Here is a 10,406-nt window from a genome sequence, read left to right on the forward strand (position 1 = left end):
TCGGGCGGCGCACGCGACACCGCGCCGCCCGACCCCCCTTCGCGGTAGGAATCGGCTGGTGACCGCCCGGTGATCCCTCCCGGCGGAGCGCGCGCCGGGCGGCCGGGTTACCCTCTTCCGCAGACGCAACGACGCACCAAGCCCCCACGCCTGCAGGGAAGTAGAGAAGAGACCATGCCCTTCGCGCGCTCCGATCGCCGTCGCAAGCCGTCCGCCGCGGAGCCGGTGGCGCTGAAGCTGCTGGTGGCGGGCGGCTTCGGCGCGGGCAAGACCACGCTGGTCGGGGCGGTCAGCGAGATCCGGCCGCTGCGTACCGAGGAGGCGCTGAGCGAACTGGGCCGCCCGGTGGACAGCACCACCCACGTGGAGGGCAAGCGGACCACGACGGTCGCCATGGACTTCGGGCGGATCACGCTCCACGACAACCTGGTGCTGTACCTGTTCGGCACCCCCGGGCAGGACCGGTTCTGGTTCCTGTGGGACGAGTTGGCACAAGGAGCGCTCGGCGCGGTGGTGCTGGCCGACACCCGCCGTCTGGAGGACTGCTTCGCGGCCGTCGACTACTTCGAGCGCCGCGGCATCCCGTTCGCCGTCGCCGTCAACTGCTTCGACGGTGTTCAGCTGCACGAGCCCGAGACCGTACGGGAAGCGCTCGACCTCGACCGCGAGGTGCCGGTGGTGCTGTGCGACGCCCGTGAACGCGACTCGGCCAAGCAGGTGCTGATCACCGTGGTGGAGCACGCCGCCCGGATGGCGGCGGACCGCAAGGAGACCGCGGCGCCCGCCGCCACCTAGAATCTCCGGCGCCGGGCAACCGGAAGCGGCACCCCGGCGTCCCTTCGGACAGGGTCGGCGGTCCGGAACCCACGGGGGTGGTACCGGCCGCCGGCCCCTCCTCGGTTCAGCGACTCAAAGACCTGCGCTCCACCGGGAAGTCGAAGTACGTGGACGGGAGCGGGTGAGGATGCACACCGGCTTGCGGTAGCCGTCGATGGGCGCACCGGTGAAGTTGTGCGAGGTGAAGTACCGCATCTCCTGGACGATCGTCGGGTCCACGTCGCGCAGGGCGACGAACCCGGCGGGAGCCTTCGGCTCGGGGTGGGCCTGGGCCGGGCCGCCGCCGGAGGGCGACCGAGAACAGAGCGGCGACGGGCAGCGCGAACGTACGCAGCACAGCGGTGAATGTCGGCATGCGCCTACCACTTACCAGCTCTGTGCCGCCGGAGAAACGATGATCGGATACAGTCCGAGCGTGTGCCCCGCTGCGTCGCCGGTCCCGGTGAAGGACTCCCACTGCTCCTCCTGCGGTACGCCGTACGGGGCCGACCCCGGCTGGCCGCGCCGCTGCCCGGCCTGCGGTATGTACGCCTACCGCAACCCGCTGCCCGTCGCCGTCGCACTGCTGCCGGTCCACCAGGCCGGGACCACCGGCCTGGTCGTCATCCGCCGCACGATCGAGCCGAGCCTGGGCCGGCTCGCGCTCCCCGGCGGCTTCATGGATGTCGGCGAGAGCTGGCAGCAGGCCGTCGTACGGGAGGTCGAGGAGGAGACCGGCATCGCCGCGTCCGCGACGGACGTGACCCTGGCCGATGTGCTCACCGACATCGTCGGCGGATACCTGCTCCTGTTCGGGCTGCTCCCTGTACGGGACGCCGGCACGCTGCCGCCGTCCGCGCCCACCGACGAGACCAGCGGCTACGAACCGCTCCTGGAACCGGCCGAGCTGGGATTCCCGCTGCACACCGTGGCCGCGCGCCGCTGGTTCGACGGCAGGTACGCGAACTCCGACAACTACGACAACTACGACGCGCTGCCGCGCACCCGGCAGGCGTAACCGGGCGGTCCGCCGCCCTCGCCCTCCACGACCACCTCGCCGTCCACCCAGCGGGTGACGAACCGCTCCATCCGTGGGGTGCCCCAGCCCTCCGGGTCCCCGGTGAACACCACCCCGCCACCGCCCCGACCGGCGCGCGGCGCCCACACCTCCAGTTCCACCGCGCCGCCCGCCCCGGCCACCGGCAGCACCGAACCCGCCCTGGCCAGCACCGGAAGGCGGTCCAGGGGCGCGTCCAGCACCACCTGCCCGGGACCGCGGTGTGCCCCACCGGTCGCCGTGTCGTACCACAGCCCGCGCGGCAGCCGTACCGACCGGGACACCGCGCCCGGCTCCAGCACCGGCGCCACCAGAAGCGCGTCCCCCAGCACGAACGCGTCACCGCACTCCCGCAGCGCCCGGTCGCGCGGCGCGCTCCACCACAGAGGCCGTACGTAGGGGGCGCCGGTGCCACGCGCGATGTGGGCCAGCGTCTCCAGGTACGGCAGCAGCCGCTCCCGCTCGGCGAGTGCCGCCCGCGCGTGCTCCAGCACCTCGGGACCGAACTCCCACGGCTCCCGGCGCCCGGAGCCCGTCGCCGAGTGCGTGCGGAACAGCGGCAGGTATGCGCCGAGCTGGAACCAGCGCAGGTACAGCTCGGGGGAGGGCGTACCGGTGAAGCCCCCCACGCCGGGGCCCGAGTACGGCACCCCGCACAGCCCGAGCCCCAGCACCAGCGCCAGCGACGCCCGCAGCCCCTCCCAGCCGGTGGCCATATCGCCGGACCACGTGCCGCCGTACCGCTGCATACCCGCCCAGCCGGAGCGGGAGAAGAGGAAGGGCCGCTGGTCCGGCCGCAGTTCCCGCAGGCCCTCGTACCCGGCGCGGGCCATCGTCAGCCCGTAGACGTTGTGTGCCTCGCGGTGGTCTCCGCCTCGCCCCTCCAACGCGTGCCGGGCTGAACGGGGGAGCGTGCCGTCGCCGAAGGCCACGAAGGACGCCGGCTCGTTCATGTCGTGCCAGAACCCGGTGAAACCGCGCGCGAGCCGCTCCTCGTACAGCCGGCCCCACCACGCCCGCACCCGCGGATCGGTGAAGTCGGGGAAGACCGCCTCGCCCGGCCACACCTCCCCCCGCACCTCCCGGCCCCGGGCGTCCCGCACGAAGGCGCCGGCTGCCGTCCCGCTGTCGTACACCTCATGGCCGGGCTCGGCCTTCACCGCCGGGTCCACGACGGACACCAGCCGCACTCCGTGTGACGCCAGCTCCCGTGACAGGCCGGGCAGATCGGGGAAGCGCTCCGGGTCGGCGGTGAAGACCCGGTGCCCGTCGAGGTGGTCGATGTCCAGATGGACCGCGGACAGCGGCAGACCGTGCTCGCGGTAGGCGGCGGCGATCCGCCGCACCTCCTGCTGAGTGCCGAAGCCCCAGCGCGAGTGGTGGTGGCCGAGCGCCCAGCGCGGCGGCAGCGCGGGGCGTCCGGTGAGCGCCGTCCAGCCCGCCAGCACCCGGGTCGGCGGGCCGGTGATCACCCAGTAGCGCAGCGGCCCGCCGTCCATCCGCAGCTCGCACCCGCCAAGCCGGTCATGGCCCGAGCCGGCGCCCTCCTCGCCGTCCCGCAGGACGACCCGGCCGTCCCAGGTGCTGTCGTGGAAGACCAGATGGCAGCCGGCGTCGGCCACCACGAACTGCACGGGCATCGTGATGGAGGGCGGGTCGCCGCCCGGCACGAAGGAGCCGCCCGGATCGGTGTTCCACAGCCGGTACGTACCCGCGGGCAGCCGCGGCCCGGCCGCCCGGCCGCCGAGCCCGTACACCCGCGCGTCCGCCGGGGTCTCCGAGCGCTGCACCCAGCGGGCGCCGCCGGCCCGCTCCGGCCCGGCCGCCTCCCACCATCGAGGCGGCAGCTCCCGGCGGAGCAGCAGGCCGCCCGGAGTACGGATCTCCACCGCGCCGTGCCGGGAGACCAGCACCGTGACCCGCTCGGACACCACCCGCCAGCCGTCCTTGTCCGGCTCCAGCACCGCCCGCGTATCGGCCTGGGGACAGCTCCCGGCCGACTCGGTCCGGTGGCCGCCGCGCCGGATCGCACTCCCCAGCGCGTACGACGGCTCGGGCTCCGCGCCGTCCCAGCCGCAGAAGACCGCACCGCCGACCGCGACCCGCACCCGCAGCACCGAGCGGGCGAAGCGGACCGTGCCACCGCCCGGCATCGACTCGGCGCCCTCCGCGAGACCGGGCACCCTGGCCCGCTCCGGACCGCGCCGGGGCAGGTCCCGCGCGTCGATACGCTCCCGCCGCCACGCCGCACCGACCGCCCGCCGCCCCTGGGCGGAACCGGCCATCCGCACCGACCGCAGCAGGTCCCGAAGATCCATGGCCCCACCTTTCCATGGCGCGGCGGCACGCGGGCCCCGGCCTGGCGCCGCGGACGATCACATGGCATCGTCCTGCCCAGCCCCTTGTGGGACATTCCGCCCGAGGCCGGCAGCCGCGAGCGCCCGAGGCCGCCGACGGCACGAGCCCTCACCCGGCTCGCCGCCCGAACCGCCCGTCGCCCGAACCGCCCGCCGCCCGAACCGCCCGCCGCCCGAGACACCCGCAGCCGCACACGCACCGACGCGTACCCCCTCCGGGAGCCACCCCATGAGCAGCACCACGCCCGAGCCCACCCGCACCCCGGAACCGGCTCCGGCCCCCGAACCGCTGTGGACCCCGGCCCCCGGCCGGGTCGCCCGCGCGCGCCTCACCCGCTTCCAGGAGTGGGCGGCCGGCCGCCACGGCGCCCCCGCCGCGCTCCCCGGCGACCCCCGGGCGAGCTACACCGCCCTGCACACCTGGTCGGTCCGCCGCCCCGAGGCGTTCTGGCGTGCCGTCACCGACTGGTTCGACGTACGCTTCACAACCCCGTACGAGAAGGTGCTCGCCGACCCCGCGATGCCCGGCGCCCGCTGGTTCCCCGGCGCGACCGTGAACTACGCCGAGCACGCCCTGCGGCCCGCGCTCGACCCCGCCCGCGCCGACCACCCCGCGCTGCTGCACCTCGACGAGAGCCACGAGACGGGCACGGTGAGCTGGGCCGAACTCAGCCGCCAGGTCGCCTCACTGGCCGCCGCCCTGCGCCGGCTCGGCGTCACCCCCGGCGACCGGGTCAGCGGCTACCTGCCCAACATCCCGCAGGCCGTGGTCGCACTGCTCGCCACCGCTGCCGTCGGCGGCGTCTGGACCTCCTGCGCCCCCGACTTCGGCGCCCGCAGCGTCCTCGACCGCTTCCAGCAGGTCGAGCCCGTGGTGCTGGTCACGGTCGACGGCTACCGCTACGGCGGCAAGCGTCACGACCGCACCGGCGTCGTCACCGAACTGCGCGCCGGACTGCCCTCGCTGCGCGCCACCGTGCACGTCCCGCTGCTCGGCACCCCCGCCCCGCCCGACGCCCTCGCCTGGGACGAGCTGACCGCCGACGACCCCGCGGCGACGTACGAGCAGGTCCCGTTCGACCACCCGCTGTGGGTGCTCTACTCCTCCGGCACCACCGGGCTGCCCAAGGCCATCGTCCACTCCCAGGGCGGCATCCTGCTGGAGCACCTCAAGCAGACCGGCCTGCACCTCGACCTCGGGCCCGGCGACCGGTTCTTCTGGTACACCTCCACCGGCTGGATGATGTGGAACTTCCTGGTCTCCGGGCTGCTGGCCGGCGCCACCGTGGTGCTCTACGACGGCAGCCCCGCCCACCCCGACACCGCCGCGCAGTGGCGGGTCGTCGAACGGACCCGCACCACCGTCTACGGAACCTCGGCCGCGTACGTCATCGCCTGCCGCAAGGCCGGCGTCCACCCCGGCCGGGACTTCGACCTGTCCGCGGTGAACTGCGTCGCCACCACCGGCTCACCGCTGCCGCCGGACGGCTTCCGCTGGCTGCACGACGAGGTCAAGGCCGACCTGTGGATCGCCTCGGTCAGCGGCGGCACCGACGTGTGCAGTTGCTTCGCCGGCGCCGTCCCCACCCTGCCGGTCCACATCGGTGAGCTCCAGGCCCCGTGCCTGGGCACCGACCTCCAGGCGTGGGACGTGCACGGCCGGTCCGTCACCGACGAAGTGGGCGAACTGGTGGTCACCAACCCGATGCCCTCGATGCCGATCGGGTTCTGGAACGACCCGGGCGACGACCGGTACCGCGAGAGCTACTTCGAGATGTTCCCCGGGGTGTGGCGGCACGGCGACTGGATCACCGTCACCTCGCGCGGCACCATCGTCATCCACGGGCGCTCCGACTCCACCCTGAACCGCCAGGGCGTACGGATGGGCTCCGCGGACATCTACGAGGTGGTCGAGCGCCTCCCGGAGATCCGCGAATCGCTCGTCATCGGAATCGAACAGCCCGACGGCGGCTACTGGATGCCGCTGTTCGTGCAACTCGCCCCGGGCGCCGCACTCGACGACGCGCTGGTGGACCGCATCCGGGCCGCGATCCGAGCACACCTGTCCCCGCGTCACGTCCCGGACGACATCATCGCCGTGCCCGGCGTCCCGCACACCCTCACCGGCAAACGAATCGAGGTCCCGGTCAAGCGGCTCCTCCAGGGCGCCCCACTCGATCAAACCGTCAACCCCGGCTCGGTGGACGACCTCGAAGTGCTGCGCTTCTACGAGCGGCTCGCCGCACAGCGCGCGGGAAGCCGCCCGTAGAGCGCCACGGGGCGTCAGCCGCCGTACGCGAATCGTGCCCTGCACGCCGGTGGCCGCCTGGAACGCAGTGGGGGGCGGAACCGGCGGGCCCCGGCCGGGGCTCCGGCCGCCCCGGAACCCCCGTTGTCAGTGGCTCCGGTTACGGTGAGTGAGCAAGAGGGGGTGCCGGGACAAGCCCGGGGCCCGAGCGGAGGGGGAGCCTCATGTCTCGCACCAGGAATCGAAATGGGAACCGCACCGGGAGGCGCACCGCGAACCGGTCCGGCCACCGTACATACGACCGTGCCCGGAACCGCACCGACCAGCACGGACGCGGCGCCGTGCCGCCCGGACGCGCGCGCTACCGGCGGGCCCTGCGCAGAGAGGCACCCATCGTTGTCGGCCTGCTCCTCAGCCACGAGGACTTCACCGCCATGACCCGGTATCCGAGCTTCCCGTTCGAGGACTACGGACGGTATCTGCACCACCTCGACGGACTGCTGCGCACCCTGCACTCCCAGGGCACCCAGGTGGCGGTCACCCTGTTCGACCCGGACGGATACGGGGACTACTGCGCCACGACCCGCCAACCCCCGGACGCCGCCGCCACCCGCACCCGCTACGTCGCGGAGGTCACCGCGGCCCGCGCCGCCGTCCCCTACACCCGGCAGCCCCTGCCCGCCCTGCGCGCCGAACTCGCCCACGCGGCCGATCGCCGGGCCACCTGGGAACGTGCCACCGACGCCCTCATGGACGCCGGCCTCTGCCCCGAATGCGGGCGGGACCTGGCCACCTGTGCCTTCGACGGCGCCTCGCGCACCCTGCTGCGCGTGGTGGAAGCGGTCGGACCGGGCACCCACCATGTCGTCTGCAGCCTCCCCACGGACGACGGTCCTCCGCTGCTCGCCGCCGTGCACATCGAGGCGGACACCGACGGCGACATCCACCTCGCCGAGGCCGACGCCCTCGTACTGTGCACGGTCATGGCCGCCGGGTCCGCCATCACCCGGCCGGGCGGCCTCGTCGTCCGCACCACCGACGCGGCCGGCGCCGAGACCGTACGCGGCTGGTCGCTGCGCAACGGCGAACCGCACCCGCTCAGCGAGGCAGAGGTGTTCGCCGCGTACTGCACGGACGCGGTGACCGGCGAACCCGTACCGCCCGAGCCGGGTGTCACCTACCGGGCCGGAGCCCCGCTGCCGCCACCACTGCCCGGGAACGGGCCGCACAGGTAGGGAGCCGCAGGAGGCGGGGGTCCGAGACACCGGCCGGTACGCGCGGGCCGCGGGCCCGCACAGGCGATTTCGGACTCCCGCCCGCGGGCTCCGGCCTATTCGCCCGACAGCACCGCCTGCGCGGCCCGGCGCGCTTCGTCCGCACTGTCGGTCGCCCGCGCGGCGGCAGCGGCCCGTTCGCACTGCGCCAGCGTGTACTTCGCCAGCGTCGCCCGCACATACGGAAGCGACGCCGCACCCATCGAAAGGCTGGTGACCCCAAGACCGGTCAGCACACACGCGAGCAGCGGGTCCGACGCCGCCTCACCGCACACACCGCAGCTCTTGCCCTCGGCCTTGGCCGCCTCAGCGGACAGCGCCACCAGGTCGAGCAGCGCGGGCTGCCAGGGGTCCTGGAGCCGTGACACCGCACCCACCTGACGGTCCGCCGCGAAGGTGTACTGCGCGAGGTCGTTCGTGCCCAGCGACAGGAACTCCACCTCCTGCAGCACCGACCGCGCCCGCAGCGCCGCCGACGGTATCTCCACCATGGCCCCGAACTTGGCGGCCAGGCCCACCTCCCGGCACGCCTCGGCGAACGCTCTGGCGTCCTGGCGGTCGGCCACCATCGGCGCCATGACCTCCAAGTACACCGGTAGCCCCTCGGACGCCCTGGCCAGCGCCCGCAACTGGGTCCGCAGCACGTCCGGGTGGTCCAGCAGCGACCGCAGCCCGCGCACACCCAGCGCCGGATTGGGCTCGTCGGCCGGCGTCAGGAAGTTCAGCGGCTTGTCGGCCCCCGCGTCCAGCACCCGTACGACCACCCGGCCCTCGGGGAACGCCTCCAGCACCTGGCGGTACGCCTCGACCTGCTTCTCCTCCGAGGGGGCCTCCGCCGAGTCGTCGAGGAACAGGAACTCGGTACGGAACAGACCCACGCCCTCCGCACCCGCCGCGACCGCCGCCGGTACGTCCGCCGGGCCGCCGATGTTCGCCAGCAGCGGCACCTTGTGCCCGTCCGAGGTCGCGCCCGGCCCGGAGGAAGCGGCGAGAGCCGCCTTCCGCACGGCAGCCGCCTCCGTCAGCGCGGCCCGCTTCGCCTCGCTCGGTTCCACGAACACCTCACCTGTGCCGCCGTCCACCGCGATGAGCGTGCCCTCGGCCACCTCGCCCGCGCCCCGCAGCGCCACCACAGCGGGCACCCCGAGAGCCCTGGCCAGAATCGCGCTGTGGCTGGTCGGCCCGCCCTCCTCGGTGACGAAGGCCAGCACCAGCGCCGGGTCGAGCAACGCGGTATCGGCAGGCGCCAGATCCCGCGCGATCAGCACAAACGGCTCGTCACTGACCGGCACCCCCGGCATCGGCACACCCAGCAGCCGCGCCACGATCCGGTTCCGTACGTCGTCCAGGTCCGCGACCCGCCCGGCCAGATACTCGCCGGCTCCGGCCAGCAAAGCCCGATAGGAGGCGAACGCGTCGTACACCGCCCGCTCGGCCGTGCTCCCCACCGCGATCCGGCGCTCGACGTCCGCGATCAGCTCCGGGTCCTGCGCCATCAGCGCCTGCGCCTCCAGCACGGCCTGCGCCTCGCCCCCGGCCAGACGACCTCGCGCGTTCAGATCGGCTGCGACCGCCTCCACCGCCTGCCGCGCCCGAGTCTGCTCGCGGGAAGCGTCCCCCGGGCTGATCTGCTCGGCCGGCGGCTCCAGAACAGCGGTACCCATGTGCCGTACCTCGCCGATCGCCACACCATGACTGACACCGACGCCCCGCAGCGTTGTCTCCATGTCAACTACTTCCAGTCGAAGAGGGTGTCCCCCGCCAGTACGTCACCACTGTCCGCCACGTCCCCCAGCGCCTCGGCGGTGGCCTCCAACGCGATCACCGGACACACCGGAGACTTGCCCGACGCCTCGACCGACACAGGGTTCCAGCGCACGATGGCCTGCCCGCGGGCCACACTGTCCCCCTTGGACACCAGCACTTCAAAGCCTTCGCCATTGAGCTGGACCGTGTCGATACCCAGATGCGTCAGTACGCCGCGCCCCTCGTTGTTCACTACGACAAAGGCGTGCGGGTGCAGTGACACGAGAACGCCGTCCACCGGGGACACCGCCACGCCGGGCTCGCGCACGGGGTCGATGGCCGCACCGGGCCCCACCAGCGCGCCGGAGAACACCGGGTCCGGCACAGCGCCGAGCCCGATGAGCCGGCCGGCCAGGGGCGACGAAACGGTCGTCATAGGAAGCCTCCAATACGCGGAGCTCAAAGACGCCGTCACTGCCTGTCACGGACGGCGAGCCGCGAGAGCAGCCTAAATCATGTCAAGTATGGATTCCGTCCCACCGGATGCGGCCCCGCTGGCACCCCCCGATGCCGCAGCCGCCCCGCCACGACCCCCAGTCATGCACTCCTGGGACCGGCCAAGGCGTCCGGAACCGTCACCCACTGATTTGCTCCCGGGGCCCGGCTCCAGTACGTTGGCACAACCGCCTCGACGAGAACCGCGGAAACGTGTGTCCTCGAAATGGGGTTGGTTATTCCGACCGAATAGCTTCTGCTAAGGTTGGAAACACAACGAAGGGAAAGCCCGGAGGGAAACCGGAGACGGTTACCGATGGCAGCTTCCGTTCCTTGAGAACTCAACAGCGTGCCAAAAGTCAACGCCAGATATGTTGATACCCTGTCCCGGGCCTGTGTGTCCGGGGTGAGGT

Annotated in this window: 7 protein-coding genes and 1 pseudogene; 4 read left to right on the plus strand and 4 right to left on the minus strand. The window is 73.2% G+C overall.

Translation table 11 applies throughout. The features are described 5' to 3' along the window. The first annotated feature begins 174 nt into the window (after positions 1–174). Positions 175–795, plus strand: coding sequence for a GTP-binding protein (locus tag VIW71_RS23480; RefSeq protein WP_331624542.1), 621 nt, complete (start codon positions 175–177; stop codon positions 793–795). A 159-nt stretch (positions 796–954) separates the two neighbouring features. Here the strand turns inward: VIW71_RS23480 and VIW71_RS26670 are convergent. After that, positions 955–1,192: pseudogene (locus tag VIW71_RS26670) on the minus strand (D-alanyl-D-alanine dipeptidase); the annotation flags it as partial. Positions 1,193–1,231: 39 nt separating this feature from the next. Between VIW71_RS26670 and VIW71_RS23490 the strand changes: the two are divergent. Then, a complete protein-coding gene (locus tag VIW71_RS23490) occupies positions 1,232–1,834 on the plus strand; it encodes an NUDIX domain-containing protein (RefSeq protein WP_331624544.1) in 603 nt (200 codons plus the stop codon). Here the strand turns inward: VIW71_RS23490 and VIW71_RS23495 are convergent. After that, the gene (locus VIW71_RS23495) at positions 1,801–4,191 is read right to left on the minus strand and encodes a glycoside hydrolase family 31 protein (protein ID WP_331624545.1); all 2,391 of its coding nucleotides are present in this window, start codon (positions 4,189–4,191) and stop codon (positions 1,801–1,803) included. The two genes, VIW71_RS23490 and VIW71_RS23495, sit on opposite strands and share 34 nt — an antisense overlap. A 268-nt stretch (positions 4,192–4,459) precedes the next feature. On the opposite strand from VIW71_RS23495, the gene VIW71_RS23500 reads away from it, so the two are divergent. Together VIW71_RS23500 and VIW71_RS23505 are read left to right on the plus strand one after the other, a co-directional pair. Then, entirely contained in the window at positions 4,460–6,499 is a 2,040-nt protein-coding gene (locus tag VIW71_RS23500; RefSeq protein ID WP_331624546.1) for an acetoacetate--CoA ligase, read from the plus strand. Between the two features lie 320 nt (positions 6,500–6,819). Continuing rightward, positions 6,820–7,713 carry a hypothetical protein gene (locus VIW71_RS23505; RefSeq protein WP_331624548.1) on the plus strand — a complete coding sequence of 298 codons (894 nt, stop codon included), beginning with the start codon at positions 6,820–6,822 and terminating at the stop codon, positions 7,711–7,713. Between the two features lie 95 nt (positions 7,714–7,808). Here the strand turns inward: VIW71_RS23505 and ptsP are convergent, their stop codons facing one another. Then, positions 7,809–9,479, minus strand: a complete 1,671-nt coding sequence (gene ptsP / locus VIW71_RS23510) for a phosphoenolpyruvate--protein phosphotransferase (RefSeq protein ID WP_331624549.1) — start codon at positions 9,477–9,479, stop codon at positions 7,809–7,811. A 5-nt stretch (positions 9,480–9,484) separates the two neighbouring features. Next, positions 9,485–9,934, minus strand: coding sequence for a PTS sugar transporter subunit IIA (locus tag VIW71_RS23515; RefSeq protein WP_331624551.1), 450 nt, complete (start codon positions 9,932–9,934; stop codon positions 9,485–9,487). Between the last annotated feature and the right edge of the window lie 472 nt (positions 9,935–10,406).

It is taken from the genome of Streptomyces sp., assembly GCF_036524955.1.
Taxonomy (GTDB): domain Bacteria; phylum Actinomycetota; class Actinomycetes; order Streptomycetales; family Streptomycetaceae; genus Actinacidiphila.

Bases quoted from the DNA above. Each gene is read 5' to 3' on its own strand.
- VIW71_RS23490 (WP_331624544.1), top strand. From the start codon at position 1,232: ATGATCGGATACAGTCCGAGCGTGTGCCCCGCTGCGTCGCCGGTCCCG.
- VIW71_RS23500 (WP_331624546.1), top strand. From the start codon at position 4,460: ATGAGCAGCACCACGCCCGAGCCCACCCGCACCCCGGAACCGGCTCCG.
- VIW71_RS23480 (WP_331624542.1), top strand. From the start codon at position 175: ATGCCCTTCGCGCGCTCCGATCGCCGTCGCAAGCCGTCCGCCGCGGAG.
- ptsP (WP_331624549.1), bottom strand. From the start codon at position 9,479: ATGGAGACAACGCTGCGGGGCGTCGGTGTCAGTCATGGTGTGGCGATC.
- VIW71_RS23515 (WP_331624551.1), bottom strand. From the start codon at position 9,934: ATGACGACCGTTTCGTCGCCCCTGGCCGGCCGGCTCATCGGGCTCGGC.
- VIW71_RS23495 (WP_331624545.1), bottom strand. From the start codon at position 4,191: ATGGATCTTCGGGACCTGCTGCGGTCGGTGCGGATGGCCGGTTCCGCC.